The sequence below is a fragment of the Undibacterium sp. TJN25 genome (assembly GCF_049339885.1).
Taxonomy (GTDB): domain Bacteria; phylum Pseudomonadota; class Gammaproteobacteria; order Burkholderiales; family Burkholderiaceae_D; genus Undibacterium.
Genome location: NZ_JBMPPM010000004.1, coordinates 68,374 through 85,834, shown reverse-complemented (window position 1 = coordinate 85,834; position 17,461 = coordinate 68,374). Strand labels below are relative to the sequence as shown.

Annotated in this window: 18 protein-coding genes; 16 read left to right on the top strand and 2 right to left on the bottom strand. The window is 52.2% G+C overall.

Features of this window, described 5'->3' with window-relative positions; translation table 11 throughout:
- Position 1 precedes the first annotated feature (1 nt).
- Positions 2-298 carry a hypothetical protein gene (locus tag ACO0LO_RS10580; RefSeq protein ID WP_422964192.1) on the top strand — a complete coding sequence of 99 codons (297 nt, stop codon included), beginning with the start codon at positions 2-4 and terminating at the stop codon, positions 296-298.
- A 1,374-nt stretch (positions 299-1,672) separates the two neighbouring features.
- Here the strand turns inward: ACO0LO_RS10580 and ACO0LO_RS10575 are convergent.
- The gene (locus ACO0LO_RS10575) at positions 1,673-2,320 is read right to left on the bottom strand and encodes a hypothetical protein (RefSeq protein ID WP_422964191.1); all 648 of its coding nucleotides are present in this window, start codon (positions 2,318-2,320) and stop codon (positions 1,673-1,675) included.
- A gap of 31 nt (positions 2,321-2,351) precedes the next feature.
- Positions 2,352-2,840 (bottom strand): DUF2846 domain-containing protein, encoded by a 489-nt coding sequence (locus tag ACO0LO_RS10570; RefSeq protein WP_422964190.1) that lies wholly within the window; start codon positions 2,838-2,840, stop codon positions 2,352-2,354.
- Between the two features lie 1,024 nt (positions 2,841-3,864).
- Here ACO0LO_RS10570 and ACO0LO_RS10565 point away from each other — a divergent pair.
- From ACO0LO_RS10565 to fliE, 15 genes are all read left to right on the top strand, one after another.
- The gene (locus ACO0LO_RS10565; RefSeq protein ID WP_422964189.1) at positions 3,865-5,019 is read left to right on the top strand and encodes a hypothetical protein; all 1,155 of its coding nucleotides are present in this window, start codon (positions 3,865-3,867) and stop codon (positions 5,017-5,019) included.
- Positions 5,020-5,046: 27 nt separating this feature from the next.
- Positions 5,047-6,051 carry an NAD-dependent epimerase/dehydratase family protein gene (locus ACO0LO_RS10560; protein ID WP_422964188.1) on the top strand — a complete coding sequence of 335 codons (1,005 nt, stop codon included), beginning with the start codon at positions 5,047-5,049 and terminating at the stop codon, positions 6,049-6,051.
- The gene (locus ACO0LO_RS10555) at positions 6,048-7,274 is read left to right on the top strand and encodes a glycosyltransferase (RefSeq protein ID WP_422964187.1); all 1,227 of its coding nucleotides are present in this window, start codon (positions 6,048-6,050) and stop codon (positions 7,272-7,274) included. The genes ACO0LO_RS10560 and ACO0LO_RS10555 overlap by 4 nt, the downstream gene beginning before the upstream one ends.
- Before the next feature lie 550 nt (positions 7,275-7,824).
- Positions 7,825-8,091 (top strand): flagellar biosynthesis protein FliQ, encoded by a 267-nt coding sequence (gene fliQ / locus ACO0LO_RS10550; RefSeq protein WP_422964186.1) that lies wholly within the window; start codon positions 7,825-7,827, stop codon positions 8,089-8,091.
- The gene (locus ACO0LO_RS10545) at positions 8,025-8,870 is read left to right on the top strand and encodes a flagellar biosynthetic protein FliR (RefSeq protein WP_422964185.1); all 846 of its coding nucleotides are present in this window, start codon (positions 8,025-8,027) and stop codon (positions 8,868-8,870) included. The genes fliQ and ACO0LO_RS10545 overlap by 67 nt, the downstream gene beginning before the upstream one ends.
- Positions 8,870-9,955: an EscU/YscU/HrcU family type III secretion system export apparatus switch protein gene (locus tag ACO0LO_RS10540; RefSeq protein WP_422964184.1), complete on the top strand. Its 1,086-nt coding sequence runs from the start codon at positions 8,870-8,872 to the stop codon at positions 9,953-9,955. The genes ACO0LO_RS10545 and ACO0LO_RS10540 overlap by 1 nt, the downstream gene beginning before the upstream one ends.
- Positions 9,952-12,000 carry a flagellar biosynthesis protein FlhA gene (flhA, locus tag ACO0LO_RS10535; protein ID WP_422964183.1) on the top strand — a complete coding sequence of 683 codons (2,049 nt, stop codon included), beginning with the start codon at positions 9,952-9,954 and terminating at the stop codon, positions 11,998-12,000. Before ACO0LO_RS10540 ends, flhA begins: the two co-directional genes overlap by 4 nt.
- Before the next feature lie 48 nt (positions 12,001-12,048).
- A complete protein-coding gene (locus ACO0LO_RS10530) occupies positions 12,049-12,765 on the top strand; it encodes a flagellar hook-basal body protein (RefSeq protein ID WP_422964182.1) in 717 nt (238 codons plus the stop codon).
- 9 nt (positions 12,766-12,774) lie between these two features.
- Positions 12,775-13,551, top strand: a complete 777-nt coding sequence (flgG, locus tag ACO0LO_RS10525) for a flagellar basal-body rod protein FlgG (protein WP_422964181.1) — start codon at positions 12,775-12,777, stop codon at positions 13,549-13,551.
- A gap of 8 nt (positions 13,552-13,559) precedes the next feature.
- Positions 13,560-14,552 carry a flagellar basal body P-ring formation chaperone FlgA gene (gene flgA / locus ACO0LO_RS10520; protein ID WP_422964180.1) on the top strand — a complete coding sequence of 331 codons (993 nt, stop codon included), beginning with the start codon at positions 13,560-13,562 and terminating at the stop codon, positions 14,550-14,552.
- Entirely contained in the window at positions 14,549-15,136 is a 588-nt protein-coding gene (locus tag ACO0LO_RS10515) for a flagellar basal body L-ring protein FlgH (RefSeq protein ID WP_422964179.1), read from the top strand. Before flgA ends, ACO0LO_RS10515 begins: the two co-directional genes overlap by 4 nt.
- A complete protein-coding gene (locus ACO0LO_RS10510; RefSeq protein WP_422964178.1) occupies positions 15,103-16,260 on the top strand; it encodes a flagellar basal body P-ring protein FlgI in 1,158 nt (385 codons plus the stop codon). The genes ACO0LO_RS10515 and ACO0LO_RS10510 overlap by 34 nt, the downstream gene beginning before the upstream one ends.
- 64 nt (positions 16,261-16,324) lie before the next feature.
- Entirely contained in the window at positions 16,325-16,708 is a 384-nt protein-coding gene (gene flgB, locus ACO0LO_RS10505) for a flagellar basal body rod protein FlgB (RefSeq protein WP_422964177.1), read from the top strand.
- Positions 16,708-17,145: a flagellar basal body rod protein FlgC gene (flgC, locus tag ACO0LO_RS10500; protein ID WP_422964176.1), complete on the top strand. Its 438-nt coding sequence runs from the start codon at positions 16,708-16,710 to the stop codon at positions 17,143-17,145. Before flgB ends, flgC begins: the two co-directional genes overlap by 1 nt.
- On the top strand, positions 17,142-17,450 hold the full coding sequence (gene fliE, locus ACO0LO_RS10495; RefSeq protein ID WP_422964175.1) for a flagellar hook-basal body complex protein FliE: 309 nt from the start codon (positions 17,142-17,144) through the stop codon (positions 17,448-17,450). Before flgC ends, fliE begins: the two co-directional genes overlap by 4 nt.
- Positions 17,451-17,461 lie beyond the last annotated feature (11 nt).

Sequence of the window (17,461 nt, the reverse complement as noted above, 5' to 3'; positions counted from 1 at the left end):
ATTGGCTAAAGTAGACTGGCAAAGGCGATTGCAGAGTTTAATTCGTTTATATGCTGATGGTGCATATACAAATGACGAAGTTATTCATGCTGCAGTCATTCTTTTTGAAGGCGGGGATTTGGGATTCAATGAAGCCCTGTGGGCTGAATTGCCGACATGGGTTAAAGATGGAATCTTGAACGTCATGAACGATCTTCATGAGGACTCGATTTTATTAGCCCCTGCACATAGCGATGGGGACGACGCCGTAAAAAAACGCTACCTCGAATTAAAGGAATGGCTATCGCTGAATCATTGAACGCCGTGATCTGACGGCACCAGCCGGCCGACAGGTAGAGAAATCAGAGGACGGACCACGGGGGATTGGTTGCTGGTCCGTGGCTCGGTGTCGGCGGAGCCCCCGCACCCCGTTTGACGCATCATTGGATTCTGATACTGTTCTAAACGCTGTTGTACGGTAGACGGCTTTGCCGTCTATCTGTCGCACGGTTCAAAACCGCACATCGGGGTCGAAAACTTCAAACACCCCAAAACTAGACAGGGCCACAGCCGCGAAAGCCCCGCCATGTCTGCGTGTGCGGAGTGTTAGGATACGGCGGTGCATCGGGCCAACCGCGTTTGGCAGCCTTGACCGACCAGTTGGCACGACAAAATGTGCCCGATCAGACTGATGCTGAATGGGCACGCTTACGACGGTATGACGCTGCCGCGCCGTACAACGCGGAGGATGCGAGCATCAATACGGCGAGAGAGATGACCCGGGTAGCTGGCAAGATAGTATGCCGGTGGGCAATCCGGCTTTGTTTGGTAGCGTCGGTAGTGGGATTGGTACTTGCAATGGGTGAACGCACAGGGCGCTTTGGGGGCGCTTGATCAGACAAGCGCTAACAGAGTCTATCCAGGCTACGATGGCGCAGATCTGCAAAAGAATGATTATCCGCGTAATGCCGTATTCATTGATTTGCCCACAGACCGGTTTGGGGAGCTATAGCACTGAAATCAAAGACATGCCGCTAGAGCATCCAAACGGTCCGTGGATACCTGGCTCGCTGAGCAATAGGGTCTCACGCCCGATGTGCCGATGGGACTAAGTGATGACACGAAGGCGATGCTTGAAGCTGATAGAGCCGAAAGGGAAGGTGGTCACGGATACGCAGGGTGTTTTTGAGCTATATATCCCGGCGGATCGACCTCAGGACGCGAAAGTAATAAGCTGCTCCAAAGTGAATCGGCTGACTGGCGAAGTCGAGGTCAATGTATTTTTGCAGCCGCTCTAAATAAATTTAGTCTTTACCCACAAGTCAAACTCCTGCTCAACGAGTGCGCGATTGAACTCGTAGTGTGTTTACAGTGTTTTTCTCGCAGCTCGCGCGTGGCGGTTGGTTGAAAATTTTTACCCATGATTAAATTGTGGGCATAACCACCGCGCCACAATTTGACTATGGGCGAGTAGAGCGAATTCGTCCAGGCAATGCTGATTTTACGCTTCATCTGCCTCCAACAAAAGCAGAGTAGACCGCCGAGTCTGCATTCTCAAAGGCCAATATTTGTCGATTCTAGTTTGGGAAAAGAGAAGGCAGCGGGGTTTAATAGGATTGATTTACAGCAGTGGCCTTCCACTACAGCGATGTTTGAAGCTTGCGTCCGACTGTATATTGCGGTTTCGGTTGTATCAGCCAATAAAGCATCTACCAAAAAGAGGTGCGTGGCCGCTTCTTTGTATGACTGTAGCCTCTTTATTTTCGAGACGCGATGCAGCAAAGCCATACCGAGATTTTAGGTAATCAACGGCTCGGTCAGGATTCCATGAATATTTGAGTCGAACTTTTGAAGCCGTGCCGATCATCTCGATATTTCCGTCTTTTGCGATTTGGATATCCCCAACGTAACTTATTTTTCCAGGTTCCGCTTCGAACGTCAGCATTTCCAATCCGTTACAAGCATGGAGTTTTTTAGGAATGAGATCGTTGGTAATCGGTGTAATTGAGACGAGACCGTATGTTTTTTGGCCTGTACGAGCGGGTATTTTTACTATCACGAAGCCATTTTCCGACGGGGTATTGCTCGTATCAAATTCGGGCTTTTCTTGGGTCCATTTGTAACCAACGTAATTGCCTGGTCCCAATGAAACTTTATATCCTTGCGGAACGCCCAATACAAGTATTGACTCTTCAACTGTTGGCAAAAAACCTTCCATGCTGTTGACATTTGATACGTTAGCACACCCCGAGATAGCGGCAAGCGCCCCTAAGCCAACCATAAATTTTAATCGCATGCGAAAACCTGAAATTGGAATTGCGTTTGAAAAATCGACAATCAATTGATAATCGTCCGATACTAATAAGTTCGAACTATTTGCTAAGCTTTTGCTTCAAAATAGCCAATCCGAAATTTTCCTGAAATTTCTTATCCTCTATGTCAGTCATTCCCGTCGCCTCCTGCTCCTTTCGGAGTTCCCATCCAAAGCAACGACCACTCTCCCAATGATCTGGGTTTCTGCAGGATCCCACTCGAAACGAAAAATATTGGGTTTCTCCTGCACGGACCTCGATGTCACCTTCAATTGCTTTGGTTGTTATATCCACCGGCCACTTTTGTTTCAACCGATATGTCCCAGCAGGTAGTGTGATCCAGGAATAACCGTTGCGGTCCAAATCAAAAACATTGACGTCGTTAACGTAAAAATAGGCAGTTCTGCCGCCTGCGCGAAACTGATTTTCTCGATAAAAGTATAAGAGCCCACTATTCTTTTCCGCTGACTTTACTGGGCTGAATGCGGGGCCGTTTGCGGCGCAACCGGTGAGCATGAAGATGCAAATTGCAAAGAATATTCTTTTCATTTTATCGTTTTTGTGAATAATGCGATGCTGTTTAATTCGTCTATCTAAGGGATAGATGGAAGCATCTGGCGCTCGGGGTTACGTAGCGTTTCGCATCGATGGAAACGTTCCACCAACTTTGCAAGCTACATTTTAAATCTATAAATACTCGGAGCAACTATAACTCCCTTATCCATGTTACCAAGGGTAAATTATCAAAGCAATACTATTTTTTTAAAAAACAGTTGTTCATTCCTGTATATATTTCAAAATGAATTGGCCTAGCCCAATAGTTGAGATTCGCTATGTAGATTTTTTATTTGTAAAAAGTAGAGCCACGCACTGAAGCAAAGGGCACGAAGTCAGTCGATGAGCTATGACGATGGTGCAATGGAATTGAAATATCGTGGAGTAGTGCGGGGAATTTATTGGTAGTGTTGACAAGGGGCGGCTGATGGGTGACCCACTTTGGAACTGAACCCTCGGCCTGGACCAAGATGGCAAGAAGAAATAATACGCTTGTCGAGCCTTCACAAGAGGAGGGACGTCATATAAGTCAAGGGTCTATATTGTCGACGCAGCCTGCAATTCAAAATATAGGGCTGCAGCGATATTCGTAGCTGTAGAGTCGGAGGTTGAGAGGCGTTAAAGACGCATAATCTATCATCCAGACTCATACCGATGTTGCTATCCCAATTTGATCGTGCTGAGTGGTCTGATCAGCGCATTCATCAGATTGTTGGGGCGCCTCTCGGACAGCAACAGCTTTTGCCGAAATATTTTCTATTTGGTGTTCAAACTTATCGCCAGCCTAAACATTCCACAAAAAGATTGGATAACTTAGGACGCAAACCAACTTAAATAACCGGATTTTATGCAAAAGATATATCGCGCTGTAGCAATTCCCTTGTTGTCTGCAATACTGTGTGCTTGTGGCGGGGGAGGAGAAAGTGGTGTTGGCATAGCGCCTCCAACGAACGGAACAGCGCCTCCAACGACTGGGACAGCACCCCCAACAACCGGAACATCACCCGGAGTAACGACAGTGATGCAACCAGGATCTTCTGTCGTATTGACTGCTGAGATGACCTTACTTGTTCCGCCTGGTACGGTGATCGTATTGCCTGGCGGTCGCAGCCTCACTCTTGATGCGACACCCAATATCCTGACACCGTTGGTGGGTTCAACTGTGACCGTCCCCGCAAACGCTACCGGCATTCCGACTGCAATGATTTATACAAATGTCTCAGTCGACTCCTTACCTACGGCAATAGCAAAGGTGTCTCTGATTGCCGGCTCCGCAAGTCGTTCGAAGCCTTCGCTCGACGTTGATGGTGTCGGTACCGCAGCGACTTTGTTTGGATTTGGGCATCTGGCGCTAGATCCTTCCGGAGACTTGTACCTTCAGGAGGGCGGAAGCTTCAGGAAAGTGACCGCAAGCGGCATAGTTACCCATCCTTGGGAATTCACTCGTGGCTATATCAATATGATTGAAGGAATCGCTGTCGATTCGAAAGGCACGATTTATGGCGTCGGGGCTGCTGCGCAACAAGGCAATCAAGGCAATCCGGTGCTTATCAACTATGTGAGCTCGGCGGGGATACTCAGCAGCATAACCAATTTTCTCTATGTCACCGGCGCGAGAAATATGACTCTTCCGTCAGATCCGCGCGGCGGATTAGCAGTCGATAGTAAAGGGAATCTATATTATTCTGATCGATCTACGAATCAGATATTCATGATAGCGTCGCCGACGCAATCTAGTAGACCAGTGTTTTCGGTGTTTTCGGGGACAGGAGCGCTTGGTATCGTCGATGGCAAGTTTGGCAGCATCAATGCGCCTAAAGACATGGCATTCGATGGCAATGATAATCTTTACGTGAAATGTGGTAATGCCATTCGTAAAATTGCGCCAGACCTGACAGTAACCACCTTCGCTGCACAGATTCCGGATATGGGCGACGCAATTGCTGTTGACCGTTCTGGAAATGTTTTCGTGGCGAGCCAAGTGGGGATTTTACGTATAGATCCTACGGGTAAGAGGACTTCGTATCCAATGGCGAGCGTCACTGGGAACAATCACACATTTGATCCAGGCAGTATTTACACGATGGTGGCCGACAACCGCGGTAGCGTGTATGTTGGCGTCTTTCTGGGTGTCGAAGTTCAGGGTGGGCAAATTTATAAGGTAACCTACTGACTCCCCCTCTGCTCAAAAGAAATTAAAATGGATATAAGAGCACGGCCGAACCCTAGTGTTCTTCTGACCGGAGCCTTCGGCTACCTTGGCAAGCATCTTCATTTGCATCTGTTGAGGAGCGGGTTCGAAGTGATCGCGCTGGGCAGACGGCAGCTCAATTCGCGAAACCCTTGCGCAAATGTGCTGGATCTATCTGATCGAGCTGCGTTGCGACGCCTATTCAATGAAGTCGAAATCGACGTGGTTTTCCATCTGGCTGGAAGCAGTGATCCCGCATACTCTCTGCTCGATCCTTCACCACTCTACATCAATAACCTCAGCCATACTTTGACGCTATTGGATGCAATGAAGGACGCCGGGATCAAAAAAATCATCTTTCCTTCTAGTGCAGGGGTATATGGCGATAACAGTGCGGAAAAGCTAGAGGAGAGCGCTCCGCTGGCCCCGCAAACTCCCTACGCCCGCAGCAAGGCCATGATAGAAACGATGCTCATTGATTTTGAAGAAGCATATGGAATAAGGCATGCCTGCCTTCGCCTTTTTAATCCAGCTGGAGTGAATTCGTCGGTGAATCCTCCGGTAAGGAATGCGTTGATTCCTGCATTGATGGATGCACTTTCGAATGATCGCGAATTCTCACTCTACTCAGGCTACAACACGGATGACGGATATTCATTACGTGATTTCGTTCACGTCGACGATGCCTGCATGGCCTTTCAGTCAGCGTGGCAATACCTGCACGAGACCGAATCCAGCATTATCGCCAATATCGGTCGCGGGGTTGCCACTTCCACAGCAGAATTGGTTCGGCAGGCCCAAACTGTATCGGGAAAGACAATGCGCCTGCGGCCTCTTCCACCGCGAGCCGGCGATCCTGGCCGGTTGGTTGCCAATATTGACAAGGCTCAAAGCTTGCTGGGCTGGCGACCGACGCTAGGTCTAGACGACATCCTGAAGTCGGCGTGGAGCCATAGTCAGCGCCTTCAGGCACCAGCCCTGGCATCAGGCGCAAACCTTCCGTCTGCCGCATGAAAAAAATTGTCATCGCCTGGGAGCTAGGTAGCGGCCTGGGACATATATTGCGCCTGGTCCCTTTAGTCGAAAGATTCATCCAGCAAGATTGTGAGGTCGTGCTGGTTCTTCGCGATCTGACCCACGCTCATTTATTTAGTCAGAAGCCTGGTTGCGTTGTCTTGCCAGCACCTTTTCTGAGCTCGTCGGCGCCGCGGTACGCACATGAGACTTATGCCGACCTATTGATCGAGTCAGGGTTCCGCGATTGGGAGAGCCTGTATGGACTTGTACGCGGTTGGCAGAGCCTTTATGCGTTGCTGAATCCTGATCTGATCTTGATGGACTATGCCCCATCCGCACTACTTGCTGCGAGGATCTGTGGCGTGAAAACAGCCTGGTTTGGCAGCGGATTCTTTTATCCACCGCCGGCAGATAGCCTTCCGAGTTTTCGTCATTGGCTTGATAACGTGAAGTCTGACGCAGCATTCCAGCGAGAGCGACAAGTTCTGGCGGTCGTCAACAAGGTGTTGGAAATGTCCCAGCGGGAGCACTTGTCATGCTTGCCCGATCTATTCCAGGTGGACCACAATTTCTTGTGTACCTGGCCTGAGCTCGATTGTTATGAGCGTCCTGACGGTACGGAATATTGGGGCGAATGTTTTGCACGAGAGCGTGGTGCGGAAGAGCCGTGGCCAGACGGCAGGTCGGAAGGTATATTTTGCTATGTCAAAGCGGAGCAAGCTAGCGCAGAGCCAATGCTGCAAGCGCTGCAAACCAGCTGTATTCCTACGCTGGTTTATATCAGCAATGTACCCAAGGTTTGGGTACAGCGCTACTCGACCAAGTATTTGCGGTTTTGCGAACAGCCAGTAAATCTGTCGGCATCGCTGAAGACCGCGCTGCTTGTGGTTTGCCCCGCAGGAGAGGGAACTATTGCGGCAACGCTCCTTGCCGGCAAACCGCTGTTGCTGCTTCCTTTTCATGCGGAACAATTTGGGAATGCTGCCAAAGTGGAGAAGATAGGTGCAGGAATTAATGCCCGTAGGTTCCATCAGCCGAATCTACCTAGGCTGCTTAACCAGTTATTGGGCGATCCATCCTATCGCCGCGCCGCGCAGGCATTCTCCTCAAAGTACGCAAGCTTTTCTACGGACATGCAGTTAGACCGGATAGCGGCTACCTGCCTGACCTTGGCGCGCAAAGCGCCTGTTTTTCAAAAGAAGGTCGCGCTATTAGCCTGATTCTGGATTGAAGAAAAGAACTTTTTGGTAACGTTGCTAAGTGGCAACGTTACTTTTTAATGATGTTATTCCGTTGATTTGAACCCGTAAACGTTGTTAAATCAGATAGTGATGTAACCAACTGTTGAGAAGTGTAACGCTCTTTCAAGCGATGTAAAGAACGTTTAAGCATGCTATTGGAGCATCCATAGGCGAGTTTTGTTATAAAACCAAGATCTTGTTTCAATATGTTACAAGATTAATGTGTGGCAAAATTTTTAACTATTTTGTACTATTGCCTTTAAGGCATATAAATAAAGCATTATTCTGAGGTGTGAGAGACTGATCGCCTGAATGTCCAACAGGCAACAAATAGATAGATTATTGCGTCCAGTATGTGAATGTCCCGTTTGATCTGGATCAGACAGGACTCAGCAATAGGCTGCGATGGCAATGCGTAAATTCTGTTTGCAAATTCTCACTTCACAAGAATAAGCACATATTCGAGCCTCGAGTGGTACCAGCCTATTCACAAATGGCGGCCCACTTGAGAATGCTCAGGGGAAAAGAAGTGAAATCGGATGTAGCCATACAGCTGCTTGCCGACGTCCTTTGGAACGCTTTGCTGATCTCTGGCCCGTTGCTTGCTGCAACGCTGCTGGTGGGTTTGATCGTGAGCGTTGTGCAGGTCGTCACGCAAGTGCAGGAAATGTCGCTCACGTACATTCCTAAAATCGTAGTAGCGATTGTCGTGCTAGTCGCGTTCGGCCCGTGGATGCTGAAGCGTTTGCTCGCGTTCTCTGCGAATCTCATCAACAGTATTCCCTCGTACTTTTAGCGGACAGCCATCCCATGATTCTGGACATTGATCCAACCTGGGCAGTTGCTGTTTTTCTGCTATCCCTCCGCATTGGCGTGCTGCTGATGTCCACGCCCGTCTTCGCAGACCTGGCCGGCGCGGTGACGGTGCGCGTGCTCTTTACGCTGGCGCTCAGCGTGGTCCTTGTGTCCGGCCTCCGTATACAACCTCTGCATAGCCCATTGAGCCTGGGCGCGCTCATTATTGCCTCCCTGCTCGAAATATCCGTCGGTGTCACCCTTGCATTCGGTGTGTCGGCCGCATTCGGCGCCTTTGCCGTAGCCGGAAAAATACTGGATGTGCAAAGCGGCTTTGGAATTGGCAGCGTGTTCGACCCGGTGACGCGTGCAGAGTCACCGCTCTTCGCGATGATGTTGAACATGCTGTCCGTAACAGCCTTCTTCAGCCTGGACGGCCACCACGCACTGCTGCGCGGTATCGCATTTTCTGCGCAGCAAATTGCGCCAGGCGCGGGATTTTCCGAATTGTCGCTGGAACCGGTGATCCGCCAGTTTGGATTGATGTTTTCGCTAGGAACGGCGCTTATCGCACCTGTGATGTTTTGCTTGTTTCTGGTGGAAGCTGCGTTTGCCATGATGTCACGTGTGCTGCCGCAAATGAACGTTTTCGTCGTCAGTGTGCCAGCAAAGATATTCGTAGCCTTGGTGATGTTTGCCCTGACGATAGGATCACTTGGTGCAGCAATGAACCGCGTGTACGCGTCGATTTTCAATTATTGGGAACAGGTGTTGTCGTAATGGCTGAACAAGATTCAGATCGCAGCGAGGCCGCCACCCCCTATAAGCTGGAGGAGGCGCGCAAAAAAGGCACCGTCGCAAAAAGCGCCGATGTGACGGCCATGGTCGTCCTGGCGGCGCTGGTGGGAACGGTCTACGCCAACGGATGGGAGTCTTTCAAGGACGCCGTCCGCCTGCAGTTGAGTGTACTAGGTCAGGTAGGCCGCCTGGACTGGCAGGCAGACGGCGTTGCTGCGCTGGTCGGCCAGCTTTGCTTCGGAATGCTGCATATCCTGGCGCCGTTGATGTTGGCGCTGGTCGTCGCTGCCGTGGTCGCTAATCTTGCACAGACGGGGCCTATTTTTTCGTTCACGCCAATCTCGCCGGATTTTGACAGGATTAATCCGGCAAACGGACTCAAACGTATTTTTTCGATGCGTACTCTGTACGAATCGTTCAAGAGTGTCACCAAGCTGGTAGTTCTCGGCCTGATTACCTATTTCAGCATTCGCGACACGATGCCGGGCTTGATGGGGCTGTCCACGCTGGATCCTAAAGGGTATTCAAAAGTACTACTCGGTTTGGTCGGCGGCCTGATGGTCAAGCTGCTGTTCGCCTTGCTGGTGATTGCGGCGCTTGATTTTGCCTATACACGATGGGAATTTGCCAAGCGTATGCGCATGAGTCGGCGTGATATCAAGGACGAAACTAAGAATCGTGACGGCGACCCAAGGATCAGGGCACGTATACGTGAAATTCGCAAGGAGATGCTGAGACGCAGCAAGGCCATGCGCAAGCTGCCGTCGGCGGACGTATTGATCACCAATCCGACCCATGTTGCGGTTGCGCTCAGTTACAAGCATGGCGAGAGCGGCGCTCCGACCGTCGTCGCCAAGGGCGCCGGTGAGCTCGCTCGCAAAATGCGGGAGATCGCCAGTCAGCATCATATTCCCATCGTCCAAAACCGTGAGATTGCCCGGACCCTGTTCCGCGAGGTTGATTACGACGGTTTCGTTCCCGAAAAATTCTATCCGCAACTAGCAAAGATCATGGTCTGGGTACAGGCAATGCGAGACGCCAGGTTGAATACCGGGAAGGTCGCATGATGCTCGCGTTACGCCGTGTCTTTAACAATAATACCGACCTAGTGATGGTTTTCCTGGTAGTGGGCGTACTCACTGTCCTGTTTGCTCCCATTCCGTCCGGACTGCTCGATTTCCTGATATTGACCAATTTCAGTTTCGGTCTGCTGATCCTGCTGCTGACGTTCTATATTCCTAAACCGGTCGAGTTTTCCACTTTTCCGTCGCTGCTGCTGATTGCCACGCTGTTCAGGCTTTCCCTGAATGTCGCCGCGACCCGCCTGATTCTTGCCGACGCCGATGCCGGCCGTGTCATTTCATCCATCGGTTCTTATGTCGTGGGCGGTAACTATGTCATCGGCCTGATCGTATTTCTGATCCTGGTGGTCGTTCAATACGTAGTCGTCACCAACGGTGCGCAGCGTGTCTCGGAAGTCGCTGCGCGGTTTACGCTGGACAGCATGCCGGGTCAGCAGATGAGTATCGACGCAGACCTGAACATGGGTTTCATCGACCAGGAAGAAGCCAAGCGACGTCGGAAGGGCCTGGAAAAGGAAACCGCGTTCTATGGCGCGATGGACGGCGCCAGTAAATTCGTCAAGGGTGACGCGATTGCCGGCATCATCATCTTGCTGATTGACATCGTCGGTGGCCTGGTTATCGGCGTCATGCAGATGGGAATGCACTGGGATCAGGCATTGCAGACCTATACCTTGCTGACAGTGGGCGATGGCATCGTGACGCAACTGCCAGCGCTGGTCATCGCGGTCAGCACCGGCCTGATCGTGACCCGCTCGGCATCCGACGGCAATCTGAGCGTGGAGGTCCTGCGGCAAATTACGTCCTTCCCGAAGACCATGCTGATGGTGGTGGCCGTGCTGGGTGCCATCCTGTTCATGCCTGGTATTCCACCAATTCCCGTGCTGATCCTGATGGCGATCTTCCTGTCGGTGACATTTTTCGTGAAGAAGAACGGTGAGACCGAAGCTGAGCCGCAAAAGGCAGAGGCGACCAAGAAGGCAGCTGAAGAAGAGGATGCGTACCAATTACTACAAGTGGACCCGATTGAGGTATTGGTCGGTGCAGGCCTGGCGCCGCTGGTGTCGGGAGAGCAAAGCATCTTCAATGACAGGATAGGCGCAATCAGGAAGCAGTTTGCGCTTGAGTCCGGCATGGTGCTGCCGCGCGTCCGTTTTCGGAATGCTCCCCAATTAAGTAACAACGCCTATGAATTGAATATTTTTGGCGTCGCGTCGGGGCGCGGGGAAATCATGACCGATCGAACGCTGGCGATACAGGGCGGCGCAGAATCCAAGCCTCTAAAAGGTATCGAAACCAAGGAGCCTACCTATGGGCTGCCGGCTGTCTGGATTGAAGATTCACAGAAGGAGGCTGCTCGGCATGCTCGTTATACGCTGGTGGATGCGACTACAGTGTTTATTACGCATTTGAGCGAAGTGCTGAAGCAGCAATCAGCCATGCTGCTGACACGGACGGAAACAGATCGTTTGCTGCAGCGAGTAAGAAAGAACCAGGCCGGCCTGGTAGAGGACCTGATCCCGACCGTGCTGACCATCGGCGATGTCCAGAAAGTGTTGCAGAACCTGTTGCGCGAAAAAGTCTCCATCCGCAACTTGGAAGCCATTGTAGAAACGCTCACGGATAGGGGAAGGACCAACAAGGACCTGATTTTCCTGACCGAAGCGGTGCGTCAAAAGCTGGGCGCCGCCATTTGCCAGTCATTGCTGGGTGAGTCGCCGGCCTTGCACGTGCTGACACTGGATCCCGCCGTCGAACAAAGCCTGATGCAAAGTGTACGTACGGCAGATGCCGGCAGTCGTCTGGTCGTGGAACCCAAATTCGCGGAGCAGCTTCTCACCCGCCTTGCTGGACAATCCGAACGGATGATGAAGGCAAATCTGATGCCTGTATTGCTATGCGCGCCAGATTTGAGGAGGCACTTGCGCTCCCTATCAGAACGCGTAGTTCCTCATATGCGTGTGCTGTCCTTGTCGGAAATCCCGAATACCTTGAATTTAAAGTCCTACGGGATGATCAGTCTCTCGTAGTGGAGTGAAATGAACGCAACCTTTTTAGTTGATGACCGGAGCATATAAGTGGATCCCCAAACGATTGCCAGTATTAGCATGCAAAATGATTTGTTGAGGATGAACGACATCAGCCAGAACCTGGCCAACGTCCTTACTCCTGGCTACAAGCGCCATGTCTCGGTGACGCGCTCTTTCGACAGTTTCGTGTCCGAAAATGCAGCGATAGACCCACATTCTGGCAATACTGGATCGTCTGTCATTGATCCGAGCTCGGGTACCTTGCGCGCGACAAAGAACCCGATGGATATCGCCATCGAAGGCGAGGGCTTTTTCGAGGTCACGACGGACAAAGGGCCTGCATACACCAGACAAGGGGCGTTGAAGATCGATACGCAGGGAAGACTGACGAACGTGCAGGGTCTCCCATTGATGGGGACCGGCGGGGAACTGTTCACGTCCGGAACCAGCTTCAGCATTGACGAGAGTGGCAATGTCAAGCAAGGGACTCAGACGATAGGCCAGATAAAAGTGGTTCAGTTTTCCAAGGCAGAGTCTTTGCTGCCGATCGGAGACGGCCTGTTCCAGCAAGGCGCCGCGCAGATCACGAATAAGAATGACACATCGAAAGTGCGCGGCGGATACCTGGAAAACTCCAACGTCAGCTCGCCGCAAGAAATGATACGCCTGACTGAAACTGTTCGTCATTTCGAGTCTATGCAGAAACTGATGCAGGGATATGACGATGTCTTTCAAAAGGCCATCACCAAACTCGGCGATTTTTAAGGAACATTGATGAACGATTCGCTCTATATCGCAGCAACAGGTATGCAAGCCCAGCAGTTGAACGTTAATACGACAGCGAATAATCTTGCCAACATGTTGACGCCTGGCTTCAAGGCCGGACGCGTGAACTTCCAGGATATGGTGCACCAGATGGGGCATCCCACCAGTGCCGACAATGAGGGCAATCTGCAGCAGGCACACGGCATAGGGGTGAATGTTTCATCCCTCTCTACGCTTTTTGCCCTGGGTGATTTACAAAAGTCGACTGGGCCTTTGGATATTGCCATCCAGGGAAGCGGTTTTCTAGAAGTGACGATGCCCGACGGTAGTCACGCCTATTCCCGTGGCGGTTCCTTGCAAGTCAACGCAGATGGGTTCCTGACGACGCCGGATGGCAGTGCCCTCAAGCCGAGTATCCATGTCGGTGCTGACGCGAAAGTGGTGACGATCACGGCGGACGGTAAGGTCCAGGTGCAGACAAGTGCGCAGGGAGCCGCGGTGGAAGTAGGCAGTATCGAGATGTCGAATTTTGCGGATCCGTCCACGTTGAACGCGCTGGGTCAGAACCTGTATAAGCCGACGGCAAAGTCCGGCGATCCGGTCTATGGAAAACCGGGTGACAACGGGATGGGTACCATTTCACAAGGATATTTGGAAGCGTCCAACGTCAATATGGTGAATGAGATGGTCAACCTGATGACCGCCCAGCGCGCCTATGAGATGAACGTCAAGGTCATCCAGGCATCCGATGAGATGCTCGGCATGAGCAATAACCTGCGCCGTTGAGAATGCTTGTGACTCGTCCACTTACTTTCCTGCACATGGCTTTCTTGCTGGCCTCTGGATGCATGGTTTCCATGGCCTGTGCAGCGGGTTCATCGACATCGGTCCAGGTGGACCTGTCAGCCGACGTCGCGATTTCCCAGAAACGTTTCACATTGGGGCAAATCGCCGTCGTCAAGACCGATGACAACGAGATAAGGAAGACGGTGGAGTCGCTGGAAGTCGGTCAGGCGCCGCGCGTGGGTTATGTGGAACAGTACACGAAAGAGGAGCTGGATAGACTTATCCACTCGCGCGTACCCTTGATGCGCGCGGCTCTGGATTGGCACGGCGCCAAGGCAGTCAAAGTGCGTGCCGCCGGCCACAGTCTGGACAATGCGAAAGTTGTCGAGAGCGCCAGGGAATACCTTGCAAAAGAATTGGGTGCGAAATTCAAACGCGTGGAGCTGAACTCCGCCGCCCCTGTCGCCGATATCGAGTTACCGACGGGGGAGGTGTCGATGACATGCCGGCCTCTGGAGATGGGACGCCTATATTCCCGTGCTCCAATCTGGGTCGACATCCGGGTCAATGGCGAAGTATATCGCTCGGTCGTGGTCACGTTCACCATCAAGGTGGCGCAAGAAGTTTATGTGGCCAAGCGTGACTTACCTGCGGGAACGATTGCACTCCCGTCGGATTTTGAGACCAGGACCGAGGACGTTACCGACAATCCCGAAGGCCTGGTGTCGGCGAATGGCTTGTCTGAAGCAACCAGGCTTCGTAAGGCTGTAGGACGCGGTCAAATGCTGAGGCGCGAACAGCTGTCGCCGGAAGGTTTGGTTTTTCGGGGAGACTCGGTCAAGTTGATATTGGCCGAGGGTGGTGTCGTCATTGAAACCCGTGCGATTGCGCAGCAAGATGGCGTCGTCGGGCAGTTGGTCAAAGTAAAACCTGAAACGAGTGCCGAGGCTTTTTCGGGAAGAGTACTGGTGGGTGGTGTCGTTCAAGTGGAAGGTAAATGATGAGAATGTTGAAGAACAGTTTCTTGACGGCGGTATTGGTTACGGCGTTTATACCAGCGACATTTGCGGGAGCCACGTCGCTATATCAGGAGAATTCCTATCAGTCCTTGGCATCTGATCGAAAAGCGCACAAGCGTGGCGACCTGATCACGGTGATGGTGGTGGAAAATTCGAGCGCCACCAGCACGGCGAACACCACTGCCGGGCGCGATGCCAATGTCGGACTGGATATTGAAGGCTTCGGGCGGAGCAGGGCAGGAGCCATCAAAACCACCAACGAAATGGACGGCCGAGGCTTGACACAGCGGGAGGGAAAGGTCGTTGCACAGATTACCGTCCGGGTCGGCGATGTCAGCCCGAACGGAGACTTGCTGATTTCCGGTGAAGAGCTGCTGGAAATTAACAATGAGCGGCAGCAAATCCGGGTACAGGGGACGATCAGGCCGCAGGATATTTCGGATGCGAATACCGTCCTGTCGACGCGAATTGCTGATGCAAAAATCAGCTATGTCGGAAGCGGGGACTTGTCCGACAAGCAGCGCCCGGGCTGGTGGCAAAAGATATTTACATGGTTTGGACTGTGAAAAAAATGAACAGGATTGTTACGGTTTTTCTGCTGATGATGGGCATATTGCTGTGCCAAGCCGGCAACGCGCAATCGATTCGCATCAAGGATATTGGCAAAGTCGCGGGCTGGCGCGAGAATGCACTGACGGGCTATGGCATCGTTACTGGTCTGGCGGGGACCGGGGACTCCGGTCGCAACAAAACCACCCGGCAATCAATATCTAACATGCTGTCTAGATTCGACCTGGCAGTGTCGTCCGAGGATGTCCAAAGCCGTAACGTGGCGATTGTCATGGTGACCGCCAATTTGTCACCTTTCGCGCACGAAGGCGACGCAGTGGACGTCACGGTTACCTCGATAGGCGATGCCCGTAGTCTGGTGGGTGGATCCCTGATGCTGGCGCCGTTGAAAGGGGCGGATGGGCGCATCTATGCGCTGGCCCAAGGGTCGGTCGCAGTCGGCGGATACAAGTACGATCTGAACGGAAACGTCATCCAGCTCAACCATCCGACGGTTGGTGCGATTCCGGGTGGTGCGAGCATCGAAGTAGGCATTACCAACCATGTCATGAGCCCGCAGCAGACGGTGACCTTCGTGCTTTCCGAGCCTGACTACACGACTGCCAGCCGTGTTGCGGCAGCGATCAATAAGGTTTTGGGTCAGGAGGTCGCGGATGCAACGGATCCTTCCGGAATCGAGATAACGGTGCCTGAAGGACGTCGCCGGCATCTGACCGACTTCCTGACGCAGATCGAGAACGTCAAGGTCGAACCCGATCGGCGGGCCAAGGTCGTCATTAACGAACGTACCGGTACGGTCGTGTCGGGCGGCGATGTACAAATTTCCAAAGTGGCGATATCCCAGGGCGACCTTAAAGTTTCCATCGTGACGGATAACTCTGTTTCCCAGCCAGGTTTTGTACGGCAAGTAGGGGAGAACGTTCGCACGGTCACAATTGCGAACAGCCGCATCAATGTTGACAACAAGTCTGAAACGGGGTTTGTCCCTGCCAACAGTAACACGGTGGCCGACCTGGTACAGGCGTTGACGAGAATCAAGACAAGCACGCGGGACATCATTTCTATTTTGCGTGCAGTGAAAGCTGCCGGCGCCCTGCACGCGGAACTGGTGGTCCAGTAATAGATGAGCAAAACACGACTGATAAGCAAGTAATTCAAACTCTTCAAGGACGGGGGCCGCAGAAATGATATCCATCATTGACAACAATACGACCAAGTTACTGAGCCTGGCGCTGGATGCCAGCACACTGCGGCATCAGGCGATCGCGCAGAACATCGCCAATGTGAACACACCTGGTTACCAAGCGATGGGAGTCAGTTTCGAGTCGCGCCTGTCGGAAGCCAGGCGAGACCTGGAGCAGGGGCAAAGCGTCTCACTTGATGATTTGACCACCTATCGCCCGACACTGGAACCTGCAGAAGAAAATTTCTCGACCGGAGGCGCGGTGACGCTGGAAATGGAACTGGCCAAGCTTTCCGAAAATACCTTGCATCACCAGGCGGTATTGAAAGCACTGACACGGCATTTCTCTATTATTAATTCTGCCATCAATGAAGGGAAATCCTGATGGACTACAACGCTTCGTTTCATATTAGTGCAACAGGAATGGTGGTCGAGAAGGCGCGACTGGACGTGACCGCGGCCAATCTTGCGAACGTGCATAGCACAGCGCCTGCCGGCGGCCAGTTATATCGCCCCATGCGCGTTGTGTCCCGCGAAAGCCCCATGACATTCTCTGACCAGTATGGCCAGGCGGAGATGGTGACCAATGGTGGAACGCAACTGGCAGGGATCGAGCCGATGGATGTCGCTCCCAAGATGGTCTATGAACCAGGGCATCCTGATGCGGATGACAAGGGATTCGTCTCCTATCCGGGAATAGACAACACGTCCGAAATGATGAACATGATGAGTGCGTTGCGCGCCTACGAGGCAAATGTAGTGGCAATGAATGCTGCCCGAACCATGGCATCCCATACCCTGGACATCGGTGGTCAATCGTGACGGTCGAGCCGGTAAGTGCGATCACTGCGCCGGCGCTGATAGAGCCCGACGCATTCGTTTTTTCGTCAAACGTCGAGTCTGTCGGCGGTAACTTCGCCGGTTGGTTTACGAAGGAGGTCGGGGCTGTCAACGACAACCTGGTAGAGGCCGATCACGCGATGCAAAAGTTGGCGGTGGGCTCTGAACAGAGCTTGCACGAGGTGATGATCAAGATGGAAGAAGCAAGGCTTTCATTCCAGTTGCTGGCTCAGGTGCGTAATCGCCTGTTAGAGGCTTACCAAGAAGTAATGCGCATGCAGGTTTAGGAGATTCAATA

Excerpts from the sequence above, each read along its gene's own strand:
- ACO0LO_RS10570 (WP_422964190.1), bottom strand. The coding sequence starts at position 2,840 with ATGAAAAGAATATTCTTTGCAATTTGCATCTTCATGCTCACCGGTTGC.
- ACO0LO_RS10560 (WP_422964188.1), top strand. The coding sequence starts at position 5,047 with ATGGATATAAGAGCACGGCCGAACCCTAGTGTTCTTCTGACCGGAGCC.
- ACO0LO_RS10555 (WP_422964187.1), top strand. The coding sequence starts at position 6,048 with ATGAAAAAAATTGTCATCGCCTGGGAGCTAGGTAGCGGCCTGGGACAT.
- ACO0LO_RS10540 (WP_422964184.1), top strand. The coding sequence starts at position 8,870 with ATGGCTGAACAAGATTCAGATCGCAGCGAGGCCGCCACCCCCTATAAG.
- flhA (WP_422964183.1), top strand. The coding sequence starts at position 9,952 with ATGATGCTCGCGTTACGCCGTGTCTTTAACAATAATACCGACCTAGTG.
- flgG (WP_422964181.1), top strand. The coding sequence starts at position 12,775 with ATGAACGATTCGCTCTATATCGCAGCAACAGGTATGCAAGCCCAGCAG.
- ACO0LO_RS10515 (WP_422964179.1), top strand. The coding sequence starts at position 14,549 with ATGATGAGAATGTTGAAGAACAGTTTCTTGACGGCGGTATTGGTTACG.
- flgB (WP_422964177.1), top strand. The coding sequence starts at position 16,325 with ATGATATCCATCATTGACAACAATACGACCAAGTTACTGAGCCTGGCG.
- flgC (WP_422964176.1), top strand. The coding sequence starts at position 16,708 with ATGGACTACAACGCTTCGTTTCATATTAGTGCAACAGGAATGGTGGTC.